Here is a 23944-nt window from a genome sequence, read left to right on the forward strand (position 1 = left end):
GGCCTACAGGTTCGGGTGTTCGGAGGCAAACGCTACCGCGTCACACAGTTGACCGTATCGATAGCCCCCATAGCGAAAATGCCCCTCTGCATAGTCGATACCGTATCGCTTCATGGTACGTTCATCTTCATCAGTGGGACGATAGGCTGCTGCCCAGCTCGGCGCAAATATGTCGTCGTGCACGAAGCCAGGCTTGGCATGCTCCGCTACCGCATAGCGCAGCGCATCCTGGAATTCCTCGTAACGGTGCTGGCGAAACGCATAGCGCTTTCCGTCGAACGAGATCTCAAATTGAGCCGCCAGGCTCTCATCGGACTCTTGGTCCCGCGCCATATCGGGTCGACTCTTCATGACCTTTCTCCCACTGCGATCCGTGCTCCCATTCAATGCGAGGATCTGAAGCCGCGCCTTCGACATCGCATCGGCATTGGCGGCATCTCGCGAAACGAATGCATCGCCCGGAAAAACAATCGATCGCATCATCCTGTCCGGCCACTGAAGGCTCGCGCAATCCGATGCAGGTGGTAAATGTTTGAGTATGGCTGTCGAGGCGAACTTCAGCGACCCATCCTGGCACCTGAATTCCGCGCATCTCAGAAGGATCTTCCAACCTTGAAACCACGATGCCGATTGGGGGCGCATGGCGTACTCCTTTGCTCACGTTCAGCGACAGCTTCGGAAAGAACTCGCACCGAACGGGCCCACCTTACCGACGAGGCATGCACAGCGTGCCAGACGCAGGTCGCGCCACCAAGCTGCAATGCCGAGGATGACCTGCCTCACTGCAAATACTGGCCGGGCACCTGTTGTCCACTATACGCTCACAAGCCACTTACACCTAACGGTTTCGGCGTGTCCAGTGCGCTTTCTCACGTTGCTCTGAACGCTGGACCATTCCTGCACGGTCGAGGCGCCTGGTGGTACACCATTGTCGCCGCAGTCAATAGCACCGACGGGTGAAGCCTTTACGACGTTGAGTGTTTCATCGCTTCCGCCTCGCGGGCGGCAGTTCGCTCCTCGTCCGCTGCGACCGTGTCACCGCGGTTATCGGACATCCCGGCAGCACGTTCCGCGTCAGCGTACGCGGTTTCGGCTTCAGTTGGTCCACCGGGCTTCTCGCTAGCGGGGGGCTCCAGCATGTCGCGCACCATGGCGCGCAGCTCACCAGGATCCGGCTGCAATCCGCGCCTTTTCCGTTGGTGAATATAGTGCTGAATTTCAGATTCCTGTTCGGCACTCAGTGGCAGGCCGCGGAAGGAGAATTCCGGTCCAGATTCTTTCATGACGGTTCTCCAGATTGGTGAGTATCCCCCGAGTGTACGCCGAAACCTTCACATGCGCCGCCGCACCAAGACGCTCGTCGATCCACTCCGAGTCCCAATGCCTGGCCCATCTCGCGTGAATGATTCGGCCTCCGGCTTCATAGGCAGCGATCACTACCGAGGCAACCCCAATCGGGACGCACTTCCTCCCGCCCGCGCAACCTCTGCCATGAGAGCGGTGCGTCATCTGCCGCGTTCCGATCGGCACTGGCCTGGCGATGGCTTGGCGCTCGCGCGTTTGCCACATCGGCCGGGCGAACACGTCCATCACCAAGGGCAGCAGCAGCCCGGCAAGGTACGCAGAAGGCAAACCGCTCGCCAAACGCGGCCTTGGCGGCTAAGGCCGCCGAAATTTTCGCCGCAGTGGCATGATCGGGTCGACGTAACATCCTAACAATCTACGCTCTTGAACCCAATCGCGTCGCCAACGCCAAATCAATCGAGGCAGCATCCCCTGGCGAGCAACTGCAATAGAGATTGCCAATCGCTGGAGCATTCGCAATGTGCTAGTCTGGTAAGTTCCCAGCTTGGATCCATGCTGAACATCGGATTGCAGAGACAGGATGGTCGACTTTGGCGCTCGACTTTCGGGCCCAGGCTGCTTACCCATGCGAAGGGGGCATTATGAAGACCATCTATTCTGATCGACGGCACGACGTCCAACAGTTTCACTATCTGAACCATGCGATCGACCTGGTACGTAGCCATGGCTGGCGCTATGCCGTCGAATTCCTGCGAAATCAACGCATTGAAGAATCGACCTTACAGCGTGTGCTATTTGGCGAGTGGCGCAGTCGTCGCGCCTCTGCCGCCCAACTGATCATCGCCCAGCAATTGCGCGCTCGCCGTCATTAAAACAATTGGGCAGTCCCCGTCCCCCAGGCACCGGTACGCGCCTCATAATCGTACCGATTCACCATAGGCCGATCATTTCGCTGTCTGCCTCTTGTACCTGGTCAACAACGACGCGCCGCGATGCGGCAAAGCACGTCCATATGACTTCCCATCGGTGCACCAGCATTTACGTCTATACTTAACGTGCAGGATCACATGAGGAGGTTGTATGGGACTGATCGAAGCGGAAGACGTTACCGAATTTGAGAGGATATTGCGCAGCAATCGCCTGATCCGCGCAGATTTTTCTCTCACCGCTACCGACACGACAGATCCGAAGACCGATGAAGTATCAGGATTACACGGCGAATTGACGGTGCGGCGCAAATCCACTGGGCAGAACAGACAGTACCTGATTAGTAACAGCACTTCATGGCTCGACCTATTCCGCAAAGACCTCATGCGCGGTGCATTTTTCAGCGACGATTGCGTATCGGTGAGCGCGCCATGAACGAGAATTCCGAGATTACACGACGTGAAGACGTATGGACCGCCGCTTTGGTGCAATACGGTATTACCCTGAGTTCGATCGTAGGGATTGCCGCCGCTCAGCGCTATTTGCTGTCTCGTTGCATTCCCCTGCACGTCGTCGAGCGCGTGCTTTGCTCGCCCATCGATGGACGCCGCACACCATCACGCGCGAAAGTACATACCGATTAATGCGCCGCATCGGGACCATGCCACCCTGCCACCGGGACCAGGCACATTGATCTCCATGCCGGTCGGCTTGGCTAGTGTGGCGAGCGTCCGCGTTGCCGCTTATGCCGGTACATTTCCTCATCCGCTCGCACCAGATATTCGGCCAGCGTTTCCTCGCTGTGGATATCGCAATTGATCACGCCTATGCTCAGCGACATTGTTTGCGGTCCTTTTTTGCTAGCATTGAACTGGGCAATCTTGGCCCGAATACGCTCGACGATGGTGCGGGGCGTCGCATTGTCAAACGTAAATGCCGCAAATTCATCGCCGCCAACCCGTCCCACCACGTCCGCGTGCCGGAACGCGCTGTTGAAAATATACGCGGCGTCGCGAATAAGTTCATCGCCCGCGGCATGACCCAGTTGATCATTGATCAGCTTCAATCCATCCACATCTGCGAAAATCACTGCGCACGCCAGTTCCTGGCGGCGAGCGATCAACAGGCATTGCTCCGATTTTGCGAGGAAGCCCCGTCGATTCTGCAGACCGGTCAACTCATCTTGCGCCGCCAATTCCCGGGCTTCAACCTTCTCATGCTCGCTTACGCGCAGTTCCTCCATTTGGCGCGACTGCGTTGCCGCTAAGGCATGGTATTGCTCCTGTCCTTCTTCTTCCCGGTGTAACTGGTCAAGGAGGTTGTTAAGGCGCATACCGGCGAGTTCTGCGACGTGGGGAAGAATTGCCAGCGCATGCTGTTGTACCGTTTGGGACGGCGGCGCCTGCCAACTCAGCGCAATAAAGCCGCCGTTGACATCATCCGAAAAGGCGGCTGCCACGTGGCTTCCGCAGTCCAACGTAAAGGCTTGCAGGGGCATTGGATGCGTGCCGCTTTCCACCAATTTGCGCACCTTGCTACACATTCGATCGTTCAGTTCCAGACAACTGCCGCCATGAGGCGCATCGAGGTAATAGCAGCTATCGCCTGTTGCGCTGCTACTTATGAGCAGAATCGCGTCTGGCCGGAGTTCGGGAAAGCTCTCGGCGATAGCGTGCAAAGCCGCATCCAGACTGTTGGCGCTAAGTAGCGCCCTAGCCATTTTTAATAGCGCCAGTAGCTCTTTTTTAACTGGCGATCGTGTCTTGCCAGTGCGCGACTTCGCAATCGCCTTGACACGCTTTCGCCGCGGCAGCACTGCCTCATACGCATCGGACATGATCTCGATCTTTTCCATTGCTCACGCACTAAAATCCATCGTTCCTCGCAACTTGAAACGGCACGCACACTGCCCTTGCGATAGCCATTACATGGGTCACGCGAAGGTTCCGATGCCGCTCCTCGCTTTCCGAACCAGTTACAAGGTCATCCATCCGCCAAGTACCGGTATGCAAGCCACCGAATGTTCCCGCCGCATGGGCTTCCACAGTAACACGCGCCGAGCCTGTCCGCCGCTCGCGCTTCCTATTAGATCCTTCAAGCCGGTAAGATTTCATCTTGACTGCAATCTTCGTACAAATAGCGCTAGGTGTGAGCGCTAGGTGTGGCGCACAAAGCCTTGTATATTGATCTTACCGCATATGAAGCACCGCAAATGATTGGCGGTCTCCGTCCTGTCTTGCCGTATCTGGCAACTCCTGTCTGATTCCCTCGCTTGTTGACCCTGCTCGTTGGCGCATACATCGCCGGGCAAGGCCCGACTCTCGACATCTTTTATGAGGTTTTATCATGACTACGCAAACCGGTATCGTTAAATGGTTCAGTGAATCCAAAGGCTTTGGTTTCATCACCCCTGACTCAGGTGGTCCTGACCTGTTCGTGCATTTCCAGGACATTCGGGCGGAAGGCTTTCGATCCCTCACCGAGAACCAACACGTCTCGTTCGAACACAGCTCCAGCGCCAAAGGCGACAAGGCCACCAACGTCAGCCTTGCTTAATCGGCAGCAAGGGGGCACACCTTTTCGGTTCGCAGGAATTCACTGGAGGCATTCGATCGGTCCCGATCTTTCGCCTCCGGCTGGGCGTCCCCAAACATGGCGTCGGCATTCAAGAGCAGCGCGCGCGTCTTTATATCGTGGCGAAAACCCGATCTTGGGGAAGCGGCCAGCCAGGGCATCACTTTCATTTTCTAGTGCGACAAGAAGTGTCACACGCGGCAAACGATCCTCATGTCAGGCCACATGCTAGCTGAGCAACGCCTGGCAATCTTCTTGATGGTCATCGCCCCCGAACAGGCCATACGCGGCTACTCACCATGCGGGCTCCACTAGCGCATGAGCCTGGCAACAATGGCGGACGGACGTGCTCGCAATACAGTTGCTTTACCGCCTGACGTACTCTACTGCCGTTGATACGAAGAGTACGCCTTGCAGGCGGTGTTCAGCGGGCGCCTTTGTGCGGCATTTGCCCGCCGTTTCTGTGGCGACCGGCAACCTCATTCGCCTCCGCTTTCTGCCTCTGCTTGTTGGCTTCTTCGGTGCGACCAGACGTGTGCTGGCCCCGCTTTTGTTCGCGGGTTGTACTGGGAAGTGTCACGATAACCTCCGTGGTGATCACTTCAGTGTAGTCGTTTATCGCACCAGCTGCTGCCTTAAAAAATGCTATTACGCGACCAGTGAATTGGATTCGGCCATGCATCGACCGATAAGGCGACGTCCCAGCCATGCTTAAAGCCGCTGGCAACGCGCTGAAGCCGGCCAGCCGTCTACCGGCGCGTGTCAAGGTAGTTGTCGCCTGAATCAAGCAGCAATTTGCTGAGTTTGAATCTCCTTCGCAGCGACGGAAACGACGAGATCCCGTTCGGGGTTCAACGTGACCGCGTCGCATGGCGTCCAGTTGCGGGTATGGCCCGACCAGCGAGCCGGGTGGCGAGCCTGGGCGGACAGATACAGGCGATGCCGCGCTGCCAGAATGGCAGTATCCAGTCCCGCATGTCGCTGCGCCGGACTAACATAGCGAATGCCACTATGCCGGTGGTCGAAGTTGTACCACTGCACAAAGCGGGCTGCCCAGTCTCGTGTGTCGGCCAGATCTGCGAAGCCACTGGAAGGGAATTCCGGACGGTACTTCGCGGTACGGAACAACGCTTCGGCGAAGGCGTTGTCGTCGCTCACACGTGGGCGCGAGTACGATGGCTTAATGCCCAGCCAATGCAGCATGGCCAGCACCGTGGTCGCCTTCAGCGTGGCGCCGTTATCGCCATGCAGCACCGGCTTGTTGTGGCGCATAGCGACACCCTCGACCAAAGCCGTGCGCCGCACCAGATGACTGGCGTGGTCGGCATCATCCTCGGCATGCACTTCCCAGCCGATGATCTTGCGGCTATAGAGATCCAAGATCAGGTAAAGGTAGAACCAGCGGCCCGCCACTACAGCCGGCAAGTAGGTCATGTCCCAGCACCACACCTGGCCGGGTGCAGTAGCGACATGGGTGGTCGGCGGCCGTTGTTGACGAGGTGCTTTGGCACGGCCGCGATGACGCACTTGGCCATGGGCACGCAAGATGCGGCTGAACGTCGATTCGCTGGCCAGATAGATGCCCTCATCGGCCAACATGGGAACAATGCGCGCCGGCGGCATGTCGGCAAAGCGCGGTTCATTCGCAGCTGCCAACACCGCCGCGCGCTCATCATCCGTCAGCGCATGCGATGGCATGGGGCGTACCGCCGTCGGGCGACGATCGCCGCTTACCAATCCACCGCTTGCCTGCCAGCGCTGCAGCGTGCGAGCGCTCAGCCCGACCGCCGCGCATGCCTCGCTCAAGCGGGCACCGGCTTGGCAAGCTTGTTGGATTTCCAGGGCCAGAGCCTGGCGATCTTCGAGGCCGATCATTCGTCCTCGGCCTTGTACTTGCTGAAGATCGCCTCGGCTTTTTTTGATAGCACCAGCAAGGCTGCAGTTTCGGCCAATGCCCTGTCCTTACGGCGCACCTCGCGCTCAAGCTCTTTGATGCGGCGCTTGTCCTGCTTGGCTTCCGCTGCGCTCAAACGTTTTTCTCCCGGCTGGCCCAGCGCATTGATCGCCTGCTCGCGCCATACCGCCAGCTCGTGCGGATATACGCCGTTGCTGCGGCACCAGGCACCCTTGCTGGCCTCGTCCATGGCGGATGTCGCCAGCACCGCTTCAAACCGCGCGGCGGGCGTCCATTCGCGGCGTTGCGCTGGATTCGCCAACGCCTCGCTGCGCCAGCGCTCCAAAGTCGATTCGCTCACGCCCACCGACAAGGCCACATCCTTGATCGATGCACTTTCCGGTGGCAGCAATCGCGCCACCGCTTTGTCTTTGAATTCTTGTCCGTACCGTGCCACTTCTCACTCCTGTTATCGCCCCCATTTTCTCAGATCTATCGGAGCGACAACTATTTTGACACCGGGGGCTACGCTTGACCCACTTCTTGTAACGCGAAATCGATGAACCCTCGCTCAACCGACGTCGACAACAATCGCACTCTTAGTAGCTGTCCTAGCCGCAGTTCGGGAAACGCACCCGTCAAACGCCCTTCGGCCGGCGGTCTGAATATCCTGATCCAGACCCCTTGGTCGTTGATGCCGGAGACAATGGCACGGTAATGTTGCCCAATTGAGTCATGCAGCAGCAAGGCCGCTTCGGACTTGCGCATTTGCCGCTCCACCTTACGCACGGCGTCCTCCTGCCCCGTACAATGCAATGCCAATTCTGCCAACTCTGCCAGCGAGTATGGCGGCGCATCGCCAGCCAACGCGGCCTTGAGCAAGCGTTGGGTCACCAGATCCGGGAAGCGCCGGTTCGGCGCAGTCGAGTGCATATAATCCTGGACTGCAAGTCCAAAGTGGCCAATTCCGCTCTGGCCCACGCGTTCGACCACATATTCCCCCGATCCCATGAGCTTGATGATTTCGAGTGAAAGGTCTGGAAAACTTGCGGGAGCCAGCCCGCGTTGCCGTGCGAGGAATTGCTCCAGGCTTCTGCCATCGGGCTGGGCAGGCAGGGTGACGCCGTATCCACGCGCAAGCTGCATAATGCGCGCCCAGCGATCCGGCGAGCGCACTACGCGCCGCAAGGATGCCCCGCCGTGCGCCAGCAGAAAGCGCGCCGTGCAGCCATTGGTGGCGATCATGAATTCCTCGATCAATTGGCGAGCGCGGTTGTGATCCTGCAAGCGAATATCCGCAATCGTGTTGCCATCGAAGACGGCCCGTGGCTGAAAGCTGTCGAATTCAAGCGCCCCATGCAGCAGTCGTTGAGACCTGAGCCTTTGCGCCAATTGGTCCTGTGTTCGCAACTGGATATCCATGCCCGCGATGGCCCGCGCGGCGTCCGGTAACGGCGCACGCCCCTCCAGCCATGCGGAAACGGCATCATAGGCGAGTTTTACTTGGTTGCGCACCTTCGCCCGATAGATCGTGGAGCTGGCCAAGACGCCGAGAGAGGAAAACTCCATCTCGACGACGATCGCAAGTCGGTCTGCCTGTGGCGCCAGCGACGTCAGGTTCGTGCTCAGAAGCTCCGGCAGCATAGGAAATATGCGTGCCGATGTATAAACTGACGTGGTGTTCTGCCTGGCGTGCTGATCGACGGGGGAATTCTTCTTCACCAACGCGTCAACATCCGCGATGGCCACCAATAAGCGCACGACTTCATTTGCCTCAGTTTCAACCACCGTGAGCTGGTCCAGGTCGCGCGAGTCGTCATTATCGATCGAACACCACGGGCGACTGGTGAGATCGATCACCGTAGGATCGCGCGCAGGCTCTTTCAACTGACCAAGTTGCTGGTGTACAGCGAGGGGAAATTCTGGCTCCAAGCCGCGGCTAAACATCGCCAGGGCCGCAATGGTTGCCAGGCTGGCCCGATGATTCTTGATGGCGTGGCGCATTCCCTTCCTTCCACTTTCCGTCAACACTTCGTCTCACCCTTGCCAAGGGGTGCTCAGGTACCGAAACATAGTCCTTATGCCGCCGGAATGGCTGGCCAAACACAACGATTGCAAGCCGCCGTCCATCTGGCCACGACGCCCCGATCACCGGTGATCGCTTGCAAGCGACGCCGGACCGTCCAGGGCGCCATTTATTTCAATTGATGCCGCTCATACCAGCTCATCAACGGCTGTACTGTGATGCCATGGCCAATGATTGAGGCGGTCACAGTACCCAATGTCAAACTTACCAAGTCCGGCGCAAATGCCTCCGCAATGCCACGATTCAGCGCAAACATGAGGTAGTAAACCGAACCGATTCCCCGGATACCGAGCCAACCCATCAGGACCTGCTTATACATGGGCACTCCGGCACCAGCCATGCCCAACACTATCGACGCCGGGCGCACAACAAGGAACACCAGGGGAACAAACCACCACAGCATGGCGAAGCTCCTCACCGCGGGTAACAAGGCGCCTATCGTCATGACCATGCCGAGTTCGGCTATCCCTTCAAGCTGCTCATTGAAGCCAAGCACGGCCCGCGTCATGGCGCCACTGGCATGATGCGAATGCGTCGCAGTCTCCAGGACGTCGTATTCCTCCGCACCGTGCCCTCGCGGTATTGGCAACGTTCCCGCCATGGGAAAATTGCGTACTCGCCGTAACGCCAGGCCAGCAAAGAAGACCGACAAGAAGCCCGATGCCTGGCAGCTCTGCGCCGCACCAAATGAAACGGCGATCACACCAAGCGAAAGAAACTCATCCATGCCAATCGCATGATGGTGCCTGGTGCGTAAGTAGATCACCAGCTTCCCTACCCCGCCGCCTATCAGCTTTCCTATTACCATGCCTCCGCCCGTTGCCCACAACACATCCACCAGCCACCAGGACCATCCGGAGTCGCCTAGATCGTGCAATTGCATTATCCCTAGCCCCAACAATACCAGCGGAAACGCCGTGCCGTCGTTGAGCGCGCCTTCCGCTGCCAGGCTAAAGCGCGTGGAATCAAATCCCGCCCCTGGTCTTGACTGGATGGCCGAAGCCAACACCGGGTCGGTTGGCGCCAAAATCGCTCCCAGCACGATTGCCACGCCCAGTGGCAAGCCCATGGCAGCCACCCCAATGGCGGCGATAGAGCCCACAGTGATCGCCATGGATAGAAAAGCCAGCCGATAGGAAGCAATCCATCGGCGGTCAAGAATCGGCACCTCGAGCTTTAAACCGACAGAGAACAAGGAGATCAGCAGCGCGGCCTCAGCCACCAATTCCAGCGAGGCTGCATGCACAATGGGATCCAGGTCCAAAATGCCAAAGCCATAGGGGCTAAGCAAAACACCTAGCGCGAGGTAGATCATCGCGCCACTGAGGGGCAAGCGCTCCACCAGCGTTCCAATCAGTATCATCGCGATCAGGATCAACCCGCCCAACAACACCCACGTTGCGATCGACATTGAAATCTCCAGATACCTTATTCAGCGTCATGAACGGATTCAAGCAATATCTCGAGAACATAGGCTGGGTATGGCGATACACTTCATTCGAGATCGGGGTTCCCACGTGTTTTCGCTGGCCAAGTACAGGCGTCGACCACGCGCCAAATCAGCTCGCAATGATTACACCTTATGCGATACTGCCTGTGAAGGCAGGAACGCGCAATGAGAACGATCCCTGAAAATGAGCGGCGGCGGGACTGCCAGATGGCCGAACTTGTGCAGTATGGCATGACGCTGCGTTCCATCATCGGCCTGGCGGAAGCCCAGCGCTACCTGCTCTCCCGCTGCGTTCCCCCGCACGTAATTGAACGAGCACTCAACGCGGTCGGCCCGCGGCCTTCCTCCCCCACGCGCATCGCGCAATTGGATCGACGCCTACTCGTCGCACCGACTCGGTCGAACACGTTTTAGCGGCTGCCACCGTGCCGCCTTCAGTTTCAGGCGCTTTTTCCACCACCCGTAGTCGCGCAGCGTTTCCTTCGCCAACTCCACACATTGTTCATACGCAGGCGTACCCTGAACACATGGCGAAAAAGGAGGCGCGCCCCCTTGTGTCACACAATAGGCACAGGGGATCCTCCAACCGTCCCGCTTCGAGCAGGTTCCTGCATTCCGTCGAATGCAGCAAGGCAAGGTTGGGCATGCGAACCACCTCCGAAGAAACGCCTGAACAATTGCATTGTAGTTCAACAGAGCAAGGGCCATGCGCGCCTATCTGACAGTCTCAATCCTGCGCAAAGATACTCGCATCAATGCCTGAGTTACGGCCTATACTGATTGCAGCAGGATAAAAGCACACTGTCGCGGGCAACACAGAGAGGACGGCTACCATGCTGCACGAATTCCTGACCAATCATCGCGTCGAGCTCATTGCACGCTGCCGAGCGAAAGTGGCTAAACGCGCGCATTGCGCCACCGCAGAGCAATTGCAGAACGGCGTGCCAATGCTCCTCGAGCAACTCGTTCACACGCTGCGTTCAGAGCAGGAAAGGTGTGGAGTGGACGGCCCAGTGTCCCAATGCGCGGTCAGCGAATCCGCAACCCTCCATGGACAAGATATGCTGGAACTGGGATTTACTGTAGACGAAGTCGTTCACAATTACGGCGACTTATGTCAGGCTATCACCGACTTGGCAGTTGAGCTGGACGCACCGTTTTCCATCGACGAGTTCAGAACCTTGAACCGTTGCCTTGATTATGCAATCGCCTACGCCGTTACCGCCTTTAGCATTAGGCACGATTTCATTGAATCTGACCGGCATCATGCCGAAGAGAACAAGCGGATGGGCTTTTTCGTTCACGAGCTGCGCAACTTGCTGGGCACGGCGAAGCTAGCCTATTCGGCCTGCCGCGCGGGCCACCTCAGCTTAAATGGCGCAACCGGTAGCATTTTGGAGCGCAACCTGGACGGCCTCGGCGACCTGATCAATCAGGCCATTACACTTGTGCGCACGGAACACCTTGAGGGCAAGCGTGAGCTCTTCGCCCTAACGGATTTTGTGGCTGAACTGCAGGCGACTTCAACATTAGCGGCCATAGCAAAACAATGCAGGCTGGTCGTATGGCCGGTAGCGCCACATCTGGCGATAAAGGGAAACCGCCCAATGCTACTGTCGGCGGTTGTCAATTTATTGCAGAATGCTTTCAAATTCACTCATTTGCATTCCGACGTCATCCTTTCGTGTCATGCCACCACGGAGCATATCCTGATTGAGGTTTCCGACCACTGCGGCGGGATCGGCGCCGAATTGGCAGGTCGCATGTTTCAACCGTTTGAGCAAAATGGCGCCGATCGTTCTGGCCTTGGCCTGGGCTTGACGATTGCCAGGCAATTCGTTCACGACAATGGCGGCAGCCTGAGCGTCCGGGATGTTCCTGGCACAGGATGCATCTTCACGATCACGCTCCCGCGCCATGAAATATCCGCCCAGCCGAACTAGTCTCGGTCTTTGTCTTGATATGGTAGCGTTGAATGCGTGCACTTCACTGAGAAAAGGAAGTGCGGTGTACATCCAGCAAATCTTGTCCACCGAACGCTCCCCTCTTGATGTCTTCGCGGAACAGTTCGAGCCAGGACATGCCATCACTAACCAGGTATTGCCTTGATCTTCCCGTTGATTCACATCGCACGACCAGTTCCGCCTGCAACGCCAGCACTTCGTCGGTCTTAGGATCGGTGGTGTCCGTTGCCTGCAAAGAAAACTCTTCGTATGCCCATCGTTGCTTGCGCAGGATATTCTCGAATTCGGCCAGGTCTTCCGCTTCGATCAGTTCCATACATCCTCCCGGCTCGAATTTCAAATGATCGCTACGCGTCCGATGAAGAATCGATGACGTCGCCCAGTAATTGCAAGTAGCACTTGGAAAAATTGTTAATGGCGAAGAATCGCGCCGCCTGGTCGGAGCGACTTTTGTCCGGTATGACGCTCACGATCGAATACGCGTGCTCTGTATCCCACCTTAGAATCGCATTCATGACGTCGGCCAACTCTGGTTCGTCCCGCTTCGCAAGATAAAGGAGGCCGCGGCTACCATCCGCGCGAAAATAATTGGCTTTCCATTGCTGCACGGATTGCATTGCGCTCCCCCTGCACCAACGCACTCGTTGGCACTCAGTTGCCGCCTCAATTGCAGCTCCTGATTCAGTATAGGCAGTGGTAGCCAATCCATCTAACCATTTCCAACCCGGTAGCAAACTCTTCGTTTTCCTGGGCGCGATCTCGGTCAACAACCTTTCGTCAAAAAAATAAAACGTTAACGCACAATTGCCCTCGTATCCGCAAAGGCTTGTGTCATACTTCCCATTTGCATGGAGATGGCCGTGTCAGACAATGTAATCGACAAACGGCGGCGGCGCGATCATGAACTGGCAGAGCGAGTCCAGTACGGCCTGTCCTTGCTATACACAGCCGGAAGCAGCAACGCTCGCCAGTACATGACCAGCGAAGGAATCACTGTGCAGACTATCGACAGAGTGCTCTCCGCTAAATGCGTGCGCGGTGCCCGCGTCCCAATTCGCATTGTTTGACGATTCGAGTCGTGCTGCAAAGTCCGGCAACCTGCCTATGTCGTAGCATTGACGACGCCAACTACGTAGCCACAGCTAGCCTGCCCCCAGCATGGATGGCTCCGGCCGATCGGGACAATCATCGGACGGTTCAATGCTAACGCGCGTGCACGCGTGCTCGCCATCCTGCAGCAAGAACACGACGTGGCTCCTGCTGCCCTTCATGCGGTGGTCTTTCCACAACCGACTACGGTCGGCTATGTTCACGATGGCTCGAACATCAACCCCGCCATCGGCCTCGGCAACCAGAAAGCCGACAACGTCCGGCATAACAACAAGGCCCCCCGCAACTATTACCTCGGCCACGCCGCTCGAATCACATCCGTGGCCTATCGCTCGCCGGCACCGTCGGCTTTGTCGTTGACACCAAGGTAAGCGTCCAGCGCGACCACATATGAAAGTTGGCAAGGCCTGGTCAAACTTCGGTTTTCACTTTGGAGAACCGGATGGCAAATCAGGAACGAGAGCAGTTGTGGTTGGAGCGCATTGCGCTATGGCGTGAGAGCGGCATGTCGCAGCGAGCCTTTGCGCAGAAGCACGGCTACCCTATCCGCCAAGTGGGCTACTGGGTTCGGCGTTTGAGTCGCAGCGAGCCTGCGGCAGCAGCCTTGGTGCCCGTCGTGATTAAGGCGGAAGCCAATGCACCGGCATTGATCTTGCGCGACCCGCACAACTGGTTCATCGAGATTCCCGCTGGCGCTACGGCAGCTTGGATTGCCGATCTGCTGCGCGGTTTGTAATGCAGCTGCAAGCATCGGCAGTTTGGCTTGCCACCCAACCAGTAGACATTCGGGCCGGCGTTGATCGCCTGTCGCTGCATGTGCAGCAAGCGCTAGGCCGCCCACCATGCGATGGCACGGCCTACGTATTCAGCAACCGGCGCCACACTCGCCTGAAGGTCGTTTGCTGGGACGGCAATGGCGTCTGGATGTGCGTGCGCCGCCTGCATCGCGGCCAGTTTGTCTGGCCGCAGGCTGGCGACAGCACCTGGGAACTCAGTGGCGAGCAATGGCAGTGGCTGGTAGCAGGCGTGGACTGGCAACGCTTATCGGCGCCGCCGCCAGCGGCATGGAAATTATGAGCGGGCTCTGTTAACCAAGGTGGCGTTCTGTTAACATCACGCCATAGACTTGCTCGAACAACTGGCCCTTACGAATGCTGATCCTGCGTTGCTTGCGCAGCTGCAGGCTATGCTGGCCAAGAAGGATGAGCAGATCGCTGCCAATGCAGCGCATCGGTGCCTTGTACACCATCGAACGACAGGCTGTCAGCTTGATGCCCGACGTACGGCTGTAGCTTCGCCGATCGAAGGCACTGCCTGCACTGGCTGATCTGCATGCCTGGCTACTGGCGATGCAGCCTGCGGTGGCGCCTGGCAGTGGCACCCACAAGGCCATTGAGCATGCCCTCAAGCGCTGGCCGGCACTCGTGCGTTACACCGACTCGGGCACCTTCCCGATCGACAATAACGCCGTCGAGAATGCGATCCGCCCGATCGCCATTGGCAAGAAGAACTGGCTCTTTGCCGGCTCGGAGCGCGCCGGCCGACGCGCTGCCGCCATCCAGACCTTGCTGGGTACTGCCAAGCTTAATGACCTCGATCCGCTGCATTGGCTGGCCAGCGTATTGGAACGTCTCCCGACGTGCCCAAACAGCCAGATCGATTCGTTCCTGCCGTTCCCGAACTCTACGCAGTCTTAATGATGCTGCCTAGAGTGGTAGGGCTGACCGCTTACACACCAAGGACATCACGCGGCGTTCGGATGCACTACTTCACAAGTTTTCACAAGCATCCGAGTAACTCGGTGGCGGAGGTGCCATGCACTGTCCGGGCATACGCTTCCTGCTCATTGCCCCGCTTATCGATCATGCTACCAGTTCGGCACCGAGCACACCATCGATGTGTTCCCTCGCATGGCATAAGCCGAGTAAACGTGCCGTGTCGACGGTCCAGGTGGTGACCGAGACCTTGTAGTAAGTTGGCAGTGCTTGATCGACCTGCCTGATGCTCAGGGAGCAGCACCATTTCGCACTAGGCTTTCCCAAGGTTGCCCTTTTTGCGCCACAGGTGATTTCGTGACCACGATAGATTTCCATAAACTTTCCTTCGAGCGAGGTGACACCTCAATGCTGCACTTATCTCATAGTACACGAACGCCAAGCCTGCGCTGTAGGCGTCCATACTCAATGAATGTCGGCGCAACAGCCTTCACCCGATCAGAAACACGCTAAGATGAAATGTGTGCGATATCATCCTGTGACGATCGGATTCCCAATGCGAATCCAAGGCCCAGTGACGGTCAGCGACGAGAAGCGTCGTCGGTGGTCGGCTGGCGAGAAGGCAGCATTGGTACGCGAAACGTACGAGCCAGAAATGAGCGTTTCGCTGGTAGCGCGCAAGCATGGCATGGCATCAGTGCGAGCTAACTGTTCAACTGGCGAAAGCTGGAGCGTGAAGGCGCCCTGGTGGCGGTCCATGCCGGCGGATCAGTGGTACCTGCCAGCGAACTTGCGGCTGCACGTGCCCAGATCGCGCAACTGCAGCGCATGCTGGGCAAGAAGACCATGGAAGCAAAAATCTTGAAGGAAGCCGTGGACTTCGCCCGCGACAAAAAGTGGCTTGCGCGCGCCCTTGTTGCCGAAGGCGCGCGCAGAGATTGGCCAATTGCCGACGTATGGTTATCGACGCGCTGGTGCACTGGTCAACCGTCGGCGCATGGCAGCAGGCTTGGCGCTGTTTAACCACAAGCGCTTCTATCGGCTCATGAAGGCCTACCGGCTGCTGCTGCCGAAAGCGCCGAAGCGGGACGTTAGGCCCGCGTGCACAACGGCATCGTGGCCGTCCAAGAATCGAACCGGCGTTAGCGCTCCGACGGCTTCGAGATCGGTTGCGACAACGGCGACGTGGTTGCCGGCGTATCCCTAAAGGACTGCTGCGATCGCCAGATTATTTCGTAGCGCGCGTGGTCCAGTCGAGGCCTGCCTGGTGAACCCGTGTGTGACATGCTGATCGGGGGCGTAGAAGCGCGCTTTGGCGAGGCAAGGTCCAAAGCGGCATCGAGCTGGAATTCTTGAGTGATAATGGCGGCGCCTTTCGGGCGAAGGATACGCACGCATTGGTCAAGGACCTGGGCATCAAGCCGGTGCACGTGCCTGTGTCTAGCCCACAGTCCAATGGCATGGCCGAAAGTTTTGTGAACACGTTCAAGCGCGACTACGTCAGCCCGATGGACCGCAGCAGCGCCGATATCGTACTGCGGCAGATGCCTGCGGCGTTCAAGCATTTCAACGAGATTCATCCGCATTCGTCCTTGGGCTACAAATCGCCAAGCATGTTTCGGGAAGAGCTAATGCGTCGAGCTCAGATCGGCGCTAACTAAGAGATAGGCTGTGTCCGGAAGTGGCGGGGCAAGATCACGCCGCTGCTGCGCATATTCGGCCTTGTTGTAGGCGGCGCGTACACCCTTCTGCTCATGGCATTTCTCGATCCAGTCGGTGTTGTAGCCGGCTTCGTGCAGCAAGGCCGTAAGCGTCCAGCGCGACCACATATGAAAGTTTCGAGGAAGCTCGGACGCCTGCAGCAGTCCATCGCGGGCAATGAACATCTCGAGCACTTTGTCATGCTTGTTCGCGCGCCGAACAATCTCGATCAGGACACTCTGGTTGGCCACGCCGATCAACGAAATCTGGAGCATCGATTTCGTCGCCGATGATTTGTTCGATGGGCACAGGTTGAGTTCCTTACTGGTTTTTGCTAGGTTCGTCGGCTTGTACCACATGCCATGGCAATGCGAGTCCACCCATGCGTTGGCGTCATTTCGCTCGTAGCTGGTAGCTTTCCGCCCCAATTCATCCTCTGCATGCGTGGTCTTGGAAATGATGCCTGCCAAGCCCTTCTTGGTTGCAGGCTTGCCCGATTTCTTTACTTCTTTGGGGTACCTCGAAAAACTACCTCAGCCATGGCATGATGTCAGCGCATCAAACTTGACGACACTGCCATGATGAAACCCAACCTGTTTGCCGCTCAGGAGCGCGAAGCCAAGCTGACGAAGCTGGGCGACGCGCTGCAAGTACTGGAGCGGCATGTCGACTTCGCGGCGCTGGCCGACGCAGTCGATGAAGCAGCGCCACGGCCCGGCCGCGAGCGCGGCGGACGACCACCGTTTCCTACCGAGGTGATGGTGCGGATTCTGTTGATCCAGCACCTGTTCAACCTCTCGGACGAGCAGATGGAATTCCAGTTGCTTGACCGGCTCAGTTTCCAGCGCTTCGCCGGCCTGCGCGACTCCAGCCAGATCCCCGATCGCACCACGATCTGGACTTTCAAAGAGCGCCTGATCAAGGCCGGCGCCAGCGAAAGCGTGTTCGACGCCGTCAACCGGCAACTGGCCCGGCATGGCTACATCGCCCGAGGCGGCCAGATGATTGACGCCTCCATCGTCCAGGCGCCGAAACAATCGCTGAACAAGGAAGAAAAATCCCTCGTCGTGGACCAGAACGCCATGCCAGCCGACTGGTCGCCGCCGAAGCGACGTCAGAAAGACCTGGATGCGCGCTGGACCAAAAAGCACGGCAAATCCTATTTCGGCTACAAGCTGTCGGCGAACGTGGACAAGCGTTGCAAGCTGATCCGAAAAATCAAGATCAGCACCGCCAGCGAGCACGACACGCTGCATTTTGAAGACGTGCTCGATCCGGCCAATACCAGCCGGGATATCTATGCCGACAAAGGCTACGTCAATCACAAGCGCGAAGAGCGGCTTACCGGTGAGGGCTACCGCATGCACATCCAGCGCAAAGGCAACAAGGACAAACCGCTGTCCGAGGCTCAGCAGCGCCGCAACCGGCGCATCGCCAGCCCGCGCGCCCGCGTCGAGCATGTCTTTGCCGGCATGGCGCAGCTGGGCGGCAAGATGCTGCGCTCGATCGGTCTGGCACGCGCCACGCTGCAACTGAACTGGAAGGCCGCCGCGTACAACCTGCGTCGCCTTTGTTACCTGAAGGAGGCGAAGATTTCGGCGTTTTGACGCCCGAGGTCCGTCTGAACCGTCCCAAAAGGCGGATTCGGACAGAAAAATGGCCATGAAAATGGCGGCGATCATGGCGCGGCCGCTTTGTAGGCAGCTATTTTTTCGGTGTCACCGCTCAAACTGCCAGTAAATCGAGGTTCCCTTTGGTCTGAGTTCCGGCTCAGGATGGTAGCGCCTGCGAGGATTTGCCGGTGGGTATAACAAAAAGCCCTTGATTAACAAGGGCTTATTCTAAAACCTGGCGGAGGCAGTGGGGGTAGTGCGGAACCCGGTCATCATGGGGAAGAACTGCACTGCACAACTCAATTTTCAATTCGAGCCCCTATCAAGAGCCAAAAAGAAACCGGCTATCAGCTTTCTACGCGAAATCACCGTAATTGATGATCCGTTTCCACTCTTCGCCATTGTGCAAAGCGGCTCCGTACATGCCTGCGAGCAGCATGACGCCATCGCCCACAGATAGATGTCCGGAGCAGGAGCTAACACTTGCAGGCACATCAGCCTGGTGTACCTTATCTTTGTCGATGACCCACAAACCGTAATCAGATGTACACCAGACTTTACCTTGGTACCAGACCATGTCCTTAAACGGAAGCGACATATCACCGCGCGAGATCATCTTCCATTTGTTATTACGGCCTTTGAATACAGTACCGGATTCCGCACCAATATATACTTCACCATCCCCAGCGCAACAAACGGTCCACAAATCCATATTGCTTGGGAAGGTGACTTGTTTCCACTTTACTCCGTCGAAATGCCATACGTCGCCTTTTCCACCGACAGCATATATATCCTTTTCAGAAAATCCGTCTATATCCTTAAATCCGATCGGGTCGAGAAAATGTTTACTATCGGGTAATTCAATATGATAATGCCACTCATTCTTCCCTATCCGGTGAATAACAGTTCTCCCACGACCACACCCATAGAGGCGACCATCGATCGTCCGGAGCTTATTGACGCCACCACGCAGTAGATATTGATCTGCACTTGCATTCTGCTCTTTCAGTTGCTTAGAATCTACACCCTTTAGGTCATGCTCAAATTCCTTTTCACCGCCGCCCAGAACATAAACATGATCGTTTAGTGACACACCTACAAATTGCTCTTTCGGAACAAAAGATACGCCTCCAATTAGCCTTTGCATGCCTCTTAGTTCCATATGCCCCCATGGCGGCACATCTGGCATATCGATACACGGAACAATCCGTGCCAAAGGTGCTGGTGAATCATCATTACCATCATCTTCCTGTTGAAGTACGAAATAAAGTATATCCCTATTTCGAACTACGCAGTCAATAATGGAAAAACCCTCGAAATGTTTTTCGTACGATTTCTTATCTAATTTCATGAATATCTTTCTAAATTACTTGAGCTCCGCCATCGGCGTCTCCAGTTTCAACATCTGTCCCCTTACCACCCCTGGGCTTCAGTTTTCCGGAGCATAATTTATCATAATAAGAATGCAACTGCGCCGCAAGACAATCAGGATTGCAGGCTGGCTTAAATGTTTCATTATGAGATGTAACTACAGCTTTAATCGCATCTGAATTACTGATATGATCATTGCCCGGATTTCTCCTACGGTGATTTTTCATTAACTCATCAATATTATTATGAATTACACCGTGACTACCATGATTATTATTAGTCCCCTCCACGCAAACCACAGGGGCATTGTCGTGGACGCTGTCTGTATATTCAGGACAATTGGTGGGATCATCTACCGACTTGGTTTTAGGATTGCCCTTATTCGGACCGCCCTTGACCAACTTTTCAGGTACAACCGGAACGTCTATCTTGCGCTTAAACATCTCCTTGGGAAGCAGGTGGTGCCCCGTCTGGCCCGGGCAGCACCCCTTCCCCGACTTCGCCGCATCCCGTGCCGGAGTATTTTTCATCGGCACTAACTCACAGCGCTTGGCCTGCAAGCATCGGTTAAATTTGCTGAGCGTCGTCATGGTGTCAGCCAACGCCTTGTCAGGCTTAGTCTTATAGTCGTTGAGTAATTCCTCAGCCTTGGCTTTGATATTAACGGAGTCCTTAATGTTCTCCAGTACGGCAAGGCCCTCCGCTCCGGCCAGTGCCGCTAGCTCCTCCGCAGTACTCAATACATCCGATACCGTCCACGCCAGCATGCCCGCTTCCACTACGGTGCCTACCGTGCCGGCCGTACCAGCAACCGCAGCGCCACCCACAACATTCTTCGCGACCGAACGGGCAAGTAATCCGGCGACTTTCTTTTCAGCGGCAGCGCCGACTTTCGCCTTGGCGACTTCGGCCAGCTCGCCCATCCCCTCCTTGATCAAGCCCCATTTTTCACCTTTCAGTTTTTCAAGCGTTCCGGTTACTGCGTCGTTGAGTTCCTTACTGGTTTTTGCTAGGTTCGTCGGCTTGTACCACATGCCATGGCAATGCGAGTCCACCCATGCGTTGGCGTCATTTCGCTCGTAGCTGGTAGCTTTCCGCCCCAATTCATCCTCTGCATGCGTGGTCTTGGAAATGATGCCTGCCAAGCCCTTCTTGGTTGCAGGCTTGCCCGATTTCTTTACTTCTTTGGTCTGAGTTCCGGCTCAGGATGGTAGCGCCTGCGAGGATTTGCCGGTGGGTATAACAAAAAGCCCTTGATTAACAAGGGCTTCTTCTGTTTCCTGGCGAAGGCAGTGGGGTTAGTACGGAACCCGGTCATCATAGGGAAAAACTGAGCTCCGCAACCCAATTTTCAATTCGAGACCTTATCAAAGGCCCCCAAAGAGGCCAGCTATCAACTTTCTACGCGAAATCACTGTAATCGATGATCCGTTTCCACTCTTCGCCATTATGCAAAGCGGCTCCGTACATACCTGCGAGCAGCATAACGCCATCGCCCACCGATAAATGCCCGGAACAGGAGCTAACACTAGCAGGCACATCGGCCTGGTGTACCTTATCTTTTTCTATGACCCATAACCCGTAGTCGGACGTACACCAGACTTTACCCTGGTACCAGACCATGTCCTTGAATGGAAGCGACATATCACCGCGCGAGATCATTTTCCATTTGTTATTGCGGCCTTTGAATACAGTACCGGATTCCGCACCAATATATACTTCACCATCGCCAGCACAACAAACGGCCCACAAATCCATATTACTGGGGAAGGCAATTTGTTTCCACTGTACTCCGTCGAAATGCCATACGTCCCCCTTCCCCCCTACAGCATAAATATCCTTTTCAGAAAAACCGTCGATATCCTCAAAGCCAACCGGATCGAGGAAGTGCTTGTTTTTAGGGAAGTCAAGATGGTAATGCCATTCATTCTTCTCTATCCGATGAATAACAGTTCGCCCAAGACCGCATACGTAAAGGCGACCGTCGATCGTTCGAAGCTTGCTTATGGCACCACGCAATAGATATTGTTCTGCACTTGCATTCTGCTCTTTCAGTTGTTTAGAATCAACACCCTTAAGGTCATGTTCAAATCCCTTTTCACCGGAACCCAAAGAATAAACACGACCATTAATTGTCACACCTACAAATTGCTCCTTTGAAACAAATGACACGCCTGCAAGTAACCTCCGCATCCCTTTGAATAGCACATGACTCCACGGCTGCGCACCTGGCTTCTCTATGCACATTACAATCCCTGTCATTGGTGCCGGTGAGTCATCATCACCATCATCCTCCTGTTGAACTACGAAGTAAATTATATTTTTATTCCGCACAACGCAGTCAGTAATGAAGTATCCTTTAAAATACTCTTCGTAAGATTCAAGATCTAATTTCATAAGTTTCCTTCTAATCTAATAATATGTTATCTTTACCTTTATCGTTTTCAATGTCTGTACCCTTACCGCCCCTTGGCTTCAATTTTCCAGTGCACAATTTATCATAATAAGAATGCAACTGTGCTGCAAGACAATCAGGGTTACAGGCCGGCTTAAACGTTTCATTATGAGATTTAACTGCAGCATTGATCGCGTCGGAATTACTGATATGATCTCTTCCCGGATTTTCTATACGGTGAGTTTCCATTAATTTGTCAATGCGATTATGAATTACACCGTGACTACCATGATTATTATTAGTCCCCTCCACGCAAACCACAGGGGCGTTATCATGCACACTATCGGTATATTCAGCACAATTGGTGGGATCATCTACCGACTTGGTTTTAGGATTGCCCTTATTCCGACCGCCCTTGACCAACTTTTCAGGTACAACCGGAACGTCTATCTTGCGCTTAAACATCTCCTTGGGAAGCAGGTGGTGCCCCGTCTGGCCCGGGCAGCACCCCTTCCCCGACTTCGCCGCATCCCGTGCCGGAGTATTTTTCATCGGCACTAACTCACAGCGCTTGGCCTGCAAGCATCGGTTGAACTTGCTGAGCGTCGTCATGGTGTCAGCCAACGCTTTGTCCGGCTTCTCTTTGTAGTCGTTGAGTAATTCCTCAGCCTTGGCTTTGATATTTACGGAATCCTTAATGTTCTCCAGTACGGCGAGGCCCTCCGCTCCAGCCAGGGCCGCTAGCTCCTCCGCAGTACTCAATACATCCGATACCGTCCACGCCAGCATGCCAGCTTCCACTACGGTACCTAGTGTGCCGGCGGTACCAACAACCGCAGCGCCACCCACAACATTCTTCGCAACCGAACGGGCAAGTAGTCCTGCGACTTTCTTTTCAGCGGCAGCGCCAACTTTCGCCTTGGCGACTTCGGCCAGCTCGCCCATCCCCTCCTTGATCAACCCCCATTTTTCACCTTTCAGTTTTTCAAGCGTTCCGGTTACGGCGTCGTTGAGTTCCTTACTGGTTTTTGCCAGGTTCGTCGGCTTGTACCACATGCCATGGCAATGCGAGTCCACCCATGCGTTGGCGTCATTTCGCTCGTAGCTTGTAGCTTTCCGCCCCAGTTCATCTACTGCATGCGTGGTGTTGGAAATGATGCCCGCCAAGCCCTTCTTCTTTGCAGGCTTGCCCGATTTCTTTTCCTCTTCGGTTTGCGCCGGTTCCGGCTCACATCTCTTCGTGATGTTCTTTTTGTCGTCAGCACATTTCGGATGCGTATTGAACGTATCCGAGTAAACCGTCGACGGCGTGTTCGGCCCGGTGGCCGGTTTTTTTGTCGGCGACGAAGGTTTCTTTTCGCTGGCAGTTGCCGGCTTTTTTTCCTCTGGTTTCTTGGAGGCAGATTTCTTTGATGCCTTGGATTTAAGCAGCTCAGCTAACGACATTGTGTTCAACCGTGATTGTGGGTCATGGGGTCGGTATTCCGACACACGTTCAAGCCCTCAACCTTCACGTTTGGGGACCAGTCTGTAAAGTACGCATCGCCTTTAATGGTATGGCTCGACACCCCCATCCCCAGGCTCCGTGTGGCAGGTTCGTCGCCAATGCTGTTGGCAAGATATGAAACGTCGCGCAGCGCCAGCGGCGTGCCGCAAATGGCAACGGTATCCGATCCATTCTTCAAGTCCCTGGCAAACGCTGTGTTGGTGTAAACCACTACGACAGGCCCGGCGCTTGGCGCGGGTGGGCTCCAGCAAGGGTCAGTGGAGGCAACCGATTTTCCATCCGCGGCCTTTGAACAAATTTCGTGATCGTTTGCGTAGACGTGTGTTTCCATA

At 55.9% G+C, this 23944-nt stretch carries 25 protein-coding genes and 3 pseudogenes; 13 read left to right on the forward strand and 15 right to left on the reverse strand.

Annotated features, from left to right (window positions below; translation table 11 throughout):
* Positions 1–3 precede the first annotated feature (3 nt).
* Together ACN9MZ_RS17275 and ACN9MZ_RS17280 are read right to left on the reverse strand one after the other, a co-directional pair.
* The gene (locus tag ACN9MZ_RS17275) at positions 4–642 is read right to left on the reverse strand and encodes a hypothetical protein (RefSeq protein ID WP_426338207.1); all 639 of its coding nucleotides are present in this window, start codon (positions 640–642) and stop codon (positions 4–6) included.
* 323 nt (positions 643–965) lie between these two features.
* Positions 966–1283, reverse strand: a complete 318-nt coding sequence (locus tag ACN9MZ_RS17280) for a hypothetical protein (RefSeq protein ID WP_426338208.1) — start codon at positions 1281–1283, stop codon at positions 966–968.
* Between the two features lie 663 nt (positions 1284–1946).
* Between ACN9MZ_RS17280 and ACN9MZ_RS17285 the strand changes: the two genes are divergently transcribed.
* The 3 genes from ACN9MZ_RS17285 (at position 1947) to ACN9MZ_RS17295 (ending at position 2876) form a co-directional block, all read left to right on the forward strand.
* Positions 1947–2177: a hypothetical protein gene (locus tag ACN9MZ_RS17285; protein WP_426338209.1), complete on the forward strand. Its 231-nt coding sequence runs from the start codon at positions 1947–1949 to the stop codon at positions 2175–2177.
* Positions 2178–2385: 208 nt separating this feature from the next.
* Positions 2386–2667, forward strand: a complete 282-nt coding sequence (locus tag ACN9MZ_RS17290; protein WP_426338210.1) for a transcriptional regulator — start codon at positions 2386–2388, stop codon at positions 2665–2667.
* The gene (locus ACN9MZ_RS17295) at positions 2664–2876 is read left to right on the forward strand and encodes a hypothetical protein (protein ID WP_426338211.1); all 213 of its coding nucleotides are present in this window, start codon (positions 2664–2666) and stop codon (positions 2874–2876) included. The genes ACN9MZ_RS17290 and ACN9MZ_RS17295 overlap by 4 nt, the downstream gene beginning before the upstream one ends.
* A 71-nt stretch (positions 2877–2947) precedes the next feature.
* Here the strand turns inward: ACN9MZ_RS17295 and ACN9MZ_RS17300 are convergent, their stop codons facing one another.
* On the reverse strand, positions 2948–4087 hold the full coding sequence (locus tag ACN9MZ_RS17300) for a GGDEF domain-containing protein (protein ID WP_426338212.1): 1140 nt from the start codon (positions 4085–4087) through the stop codon (positions 2948–2950).
* Positions 4088–4578: 491 nt separating this feature from the next.
* Here ACN9MZ_RS17300 and ACN9MZ_RS17305 point away from each other — a divergent pair, with 491 nt between their 5' ends.
* Positions 4579–4788: a cold-shock protein gene (locus ACN9MZ_RS17305; RefSeq protein ID WP_426338213.1), complete on the forward strand. Its 210-nt coding sequence runs from the start codon at positions 4579–4581 to the stop codon at positions 4786–4788.
* An 801-nt stretch (positions 4789–5589) separates the two neighbouring features.
* Here ACN9MZ_RS17305 and ACN9MZ_RS17310 read toward each other — a convergent pair.
* The 3 genes from ACN9MZ_RS17310 to ACN9MZ_RS17320 form a co-directional block, all read right to left on the reverse strand.
* A protein-coding gene (locus ACN9MZ_RS17310; protein WP_426338214.1) for an IS3 family transposase occupies positions 5590–7157 on the reverse strand; the annotation gives its coding sequence in 2 pieces (ribosomal slippage) (positions 5590–6719 and positions 6719–7157; 1569 coding nt in all).
* A gap of 68 nt (positions 7158–7225) precedes the next feature.
* Positions 7226–8704 (reverse strand): RNB domain-containing ribonuclease, encoded by a 1479-nt coding sequence (locus ACN9MZ_RS17315; RefSeq protein WP_426338215.1) that lies wholly within the window; start codon positions 8702–8704, stop codon positions 7226–7228.
* Positions 8705–8895: 191 nt separating this feature from the next.
* On the reverse strand, positions 8896–10197 hold the full coding sequence (locus ACN9MZ_RS17320) for a cation:proton antiporter (protein WP_426338216.1): 1302 nt from the start codon (positions 10195–10197) through the stop codon (positions 8896–8898).
* 204 nt (positions 10198–10401) lie between these two features.
* Between ACN9MZ_RS17320 and ACN9MZ_RS17325 the strand changes: the two genes are divergently transcribed.
* Both ACN9MZ_RS17325 and ACN9MZ_RS17330 read left to right on the forward strand, forming a co-directional pair.
* The gene (locus ACN9MZ_RS17325) at positions 10402–10650 is read left to right on the forward strand and encodes a hypothetical protein (protein ID WP_426338217.1); all 249 of its coding nucleotides are present in this window, start codon (positions 10402–10404) and stop codon (positions 10648–10650) included.
* 419 nt (positions 10651–11069) lie between these two features.
* Entirely contained in the window at positions 11070–12179 is a 1110-nt protein-coding gene (locus tag ACN9MZ_RS17330; RefSeq protein WP_426338218.1) for a sensor histidine kinase, read from the forward strand.
* 43 nt (positions 12180–12222) lie between these two features.
* On the opposite strand, the gene ACN9MZ_RS17335 is transcribed toward ACN9MZ_RS17330, so the two are convergent.
* Both ACN9MZ_RS17335 and ACN9MZ_RS17340 read right to left on the reverse strand, forming a co-directional pair.
* Positions 12223–12516 (reverse strand): transcriptional regulator, encoded by a 294-nt coding sequence (locus ACN9MZ_RS17335; RefSeq protein WP_426338219.1) that lies wholly within the window; start codon positions 12514–12516, stop codon positions 12223–12225.
* 31 nt (positions 12517–12547) lie between these two features.
* Positions 12548–12817, reverse strand: coding sequence for a hypothetical protein (locus ACN9MZ_RS17340; RefSeq protein ID WP_426338220.1), 270 nt, complete (start codon positions 12815–12817; stop codon positions 12548–12550).
* A 603-nt stretch (positions 12818–13420) separates the two neighbouring features.
* Between ACN9MZ_RS17340 and ACN9MZ_RS17345 the strand changes: the two genes are divergently transcribed.
* The 5 genes and pseudogenes from ACN9MZ_RS17345 (at position 13421) to ACN9MZ_RS17365 (ending at position 15007) form a co-directional block, all read left to right on the forward strand.
* The gene (locus tag ACN9MZ_RS17345) at positions 13421–13681 is read left to right on the forward strand and encodes a hypothetical protein (RefSeq protein WP_426338221.1); all 261 of its coding nucleotides are present in this window, start codon (positions 13421–13423) and stop codon (positions 13679–13681) included.
* A gap of 71 nt (positions 13682–13752) precedes the next feature.
* Complete coding sequence (gene tnpA, locus ACN9MZ_RS17350; RefSeq protein ID WP_426338222.1) at positions 13753–14046, forward strand: IS66 family insertion sequence element accessory protein TnpA; 294 nt, start codon at positions 13753–13755, stop codon at positions 14044–14046.
* Positions 14046–14387, forward strand: coding sequence for an IS66 family insertion sequence element accessory protein TnpB (gene tnpB, locus ACN9MZ_RS17355; RefSeq protein WP_426338223.1), 342 nt, complete (start codon positions 14046–14048; stop codon positions 14385–14387). Before tnpA ends, tnpB begins: the two co-directional genes overlap by 1 nt.
* Before the next feature lie 230 nt (positions 14388–14617).
* A pseudogene (locus ACN9MZ_RS17360) lies at positions 14618–14842 on the forward strand (IS66 family transposase); the annotation flags it as partial.
* 33 nt (positions 14843–14875) lie between these two features.
* Positions 14876–15007, forward strand: coding sequence for a transposase domain-containing protein (locus ACN9MZ_RS17365; protein ID WP_426342923.1), 132 nt, complete (start codon positions 14876–14878; stop codon positions 15005–15007).
* A 165-nt stretch (positions 15008–15172) separates the two neighbouring features.
* On the opposite strand, the gene ACN9MZ_RS17370 is transcribed toward ACN9MZ_RS17365, so the two are convergent.
* Positions 15173–15403, reverse strand: coding sequence for a hypothetical protein (locus ACN9MZ_RS17370; protein ID WP_426338224.1), 231 nt, complete (start codon positions 15401–15403; stop codon positions 15173–15175).
* 178 nt (positions 15404–15581) lie between these two features.
* Here ACN9MZ_RS17370 and ACN9MZ_RS17375 point away from each other — a divergent pair.
* Positions 15582–16686, forward strand: a pseudogene (locus tag ACN9MZ_RS17375) (integrase core domain-containing protein).
* On the opposite strand, the pseudogene ACN9MZ_RS17380 reads toward ACN9MZ_RS17375, so the two are convergent.
* A pseudogene (locus ACN9MZ_RS17380) lies at positions 16654–16845 on the reverse strand (hypothetical protein); the annotation flags it as partial. The pseudogenes ACN9MZ_RS17375 and ACN9MZ_RS17380 overlap by 33 nt on opposite strands.
* A gap of 459 nt (positions 16846–17304) precedes the next feature.
* Between ACN9MZ_RS17380 and ACN9MZ_RS17385 the strand changes: the two are divergent.
* Entirely contained in the window at positions 17305–18333 is a 1029-nt protein-coding gene (locus ACN9MZ_RS17385; protein ID WP_426338225.1) for an IS5 family transposase, read from the forward strand.
* Between the two features lie 361 nt (positions 18334–18694).
* On the opposite strand, the gene ACN9MZ_RS17390 is transcribed toward ACN9MZ_RS17385, so the two are convergent.
* The 5 genes from ACN9MZ_RS17390 to ACN9MZ_RS17410 all read right to left on the reverse strand — a co-directional run bounded on the left by ACN9MZ_RS17390 (position 18695) and on the right by ACN9MZ_RS17410 (position 23943).
* Positions 18695–19690, reverse strand: a complete 996-nt coding sequence (locus ACN9MZ_RS17390; RefSeq protein WP_426338226.1) for a hypothetical protein — start codon at positions 19688–19690, stop codon at positions 18695–18697.
* Between the two features lie 10 nt (positions 19691–19700).
* Positions 19701–20855: an HNH/endonuclease VII fold toxin-2 domain-containing protein gene (locus ACN9MZ_RS17395; protein ID WP_426338227.1), complete on the reverse strand. Its 1155-nt coding sequence runs from the start codon at positions 20853–20855 to the stop codon at positions 19701–19703.
* 256 nt (positions 20856–21111) lie between these two features.
* Positions 21112–22107, reverse strand: a complete 996-nt coding sequence (locus ACN9MZ_RS17400; RefSeq protein ID WP_426338228.1) for a WD40/YVTN/BNR-like repeat-containing protein — start codon at positions 22105–22107, stop codon at positions 21112–21114.
* Between the two features lie 10 nt (positions 22108–22117).
* Positions 22118–23551, reverse strand: coding sequence for an HNH/endonuclease VII fold toxin-2 domain-containing protein (locus tag ACN9MZ_RS17405; RefSeq protein ID WP_426338229.1), 1434 nt, complete (start codon positions 23549–23551; stop codon positions 22118–22120).
* A gap of 5 nt (positions 23552–23556) precedes the next feature.
* Positions 23557–23943 (reverse strand): DUF4150 domain-containing protein, encoded by a 387-nt coding sequence (locus tag ACN9MZ_RS17410; RefSeq protein WP_426338230.1) that lies wholly within the window; start codon positions 23941–23943, stop codon positions 23557–23559.
* Position 23944 lies beyond the last annotated feature (1 nt).

Origin of the sequence: Pseudoduganella sp. S-14 (assembly GCF_049913285.1) — a bacterium.
Taxonomy (GTDB): domain Bacteria; phylum Pseudomonadota; class Gammaproteobacteria; order Burkholderiales; family Burkholderiaceae_D; genus Rugamonas.

Bases quoted from the DNA above. Each gene is read 5' to 3' on its own strand.
- ACN9MZ_RS17275 (WP_426338207.1), bottom strand. From the start codon at position 642: ATGCGCCCCCAATCGGCATCGTGGTTTCAAGGTTGGAAGATCCTTCTG.
- ACN9MZ_RS17280 (WP_426338208.1), bottom strand. From the start codon at position 1,283: ATGAAAGAATCTGGACCGGAATTCTCCTTCCGCGGCCTGCCACTGAGT.
- ACN9MZ_RS17285 (WP_426338209.1), top strand. From the start codon at position 1,947: ATGAAGACCATCTATTCTGATCGACGGCACGACGTCCAACAGTTTCAC.
- ACN9MZ_RS17290 (WP_426338210.1), top strand. From the start codon at position 2,386: ATGGGACTGATCGAAGCGGAAGACGTTACCGAATTTGAGAGGATATTG.
- ACN9MZ_RS17295 (WP_426338211.1), top strand. From the start codon at position 2,664: ATGAACGAGAATTCCGAGATTACACGACGTGAAGACGTATGGACCGCC.
- ACN9MZ_RS17300 (WP_426338212.1), bottom strand. From the start codon at position 4,087: ATGGAAAAGATCGAGATCATGTCCGATGCGTATGAGGCAGTGCTGCCG.
- ACN9MZ_RS17305 (WP_426338213.1), top strand. From the start codon at position 4,579: ATGACTACGCAAACCGGTATCGTTAAATGGTTCAGTGAATCCAAAGGC.
- ACN9MZ_RS17315 (WP_426338215.1), bottom strand. From the start codon at position 8,704: ATGCGCCACGCCATCAAGAATCATCGGGCCAGCCTGGCAACCATTGCG.
- ACN9MZ_RS17320 (WP_426338216.1), bottom strand. From the start codon at position 10,197: ATGTCGATCGCAACGTGGGTGTTGTTGGGCGGGTTGATCCTGATCGCG.
- ACN9MZ_RS17325 (WP_426338217.1), top strand. From the start codon at position 10,402: ATGAGAACGATCCCTGAAAATGAGCGGCGGCGGGACTGCCAGATGGCC.
- ACN9MZ_RS17330 (WP_426338218.1), top strand. From the start codon at position 11,070: ATGCTGCACGAATTCCTGACCAATCATCGCGTCGAGCTCATTGCACGC.
- ACN9MZ_RS17335 (WP_426338219.1), bottom strand. From the start codon at position 12,516: ATGGAACTGATCGAAGCGGAAGACCTGGCCGAATTCGAGAATATCCTG.
- ACN9MZ_RS17340 (WP_426338220.1), bottom strand. From the start codon at position 12,817: ATGCAATCCGTGCAGCAATGGAAAGCCAATTATTTTCGCGCGGATGGT.
- tnpA (WP_426338222.1), top strand. From the start codon at position 13,753: ATGGCAAATCAGGAACGAGAGCAGTTGTGGTTGGAGCGCATTGCGCTA.
- tnpB (WP_426338223.1), top strand. From the start codon at position 14,046: ATGCAGCTGCAAGCATCGGCAGTTTGGCTTGCCACCCAACCAGTAGAC.
- ACN9MZ_RS17370 (WP_426338224.1), bottom strand. From the start codon at position 15,403: ATGGAAATCTATCGTGGTCACGAAATCACCTGTGGCGCAAAAAGGGCA.
- ACN9MZ_RS17385 (WP_426338225.1), top strand. From the start codon at position 17,305: ATGATGAAACCCAACCTGTTTGCCGCTCAGGAGCGCGAAGCCAAGCTG.
- ACN9MZ_RS17390 (WP_426338226.1), bottom strand. From the start codon at position 19,690: ATGAAATTAGATAAGAAATCGTACGAAAAACATTTCGAGGGTTTTTCC.
- ACN9MZ_RS17400 (WP_426338228.1), bottom strand. From the start codon at position 22,107: ATGAAATTAGATCTTGAATCTTACGAAGAGTATTTTAAAGGATACTTC.
- ACN9MZ_RS17405 (WP_426338229.1), bottom strand. From the start codon at position 23,551: ATGTCGTTAGCTGAGCTGCTTAAATCCAAGGCATCAAAGAAATCTGCC.
- ACN9MZ_RS17410 (WP_426338230.1), bottom strand. From the start codon at position 23,943: ATGGAAACACACGTCTACGCAAACGATCACGAAATTTGTTCAAAGGCC.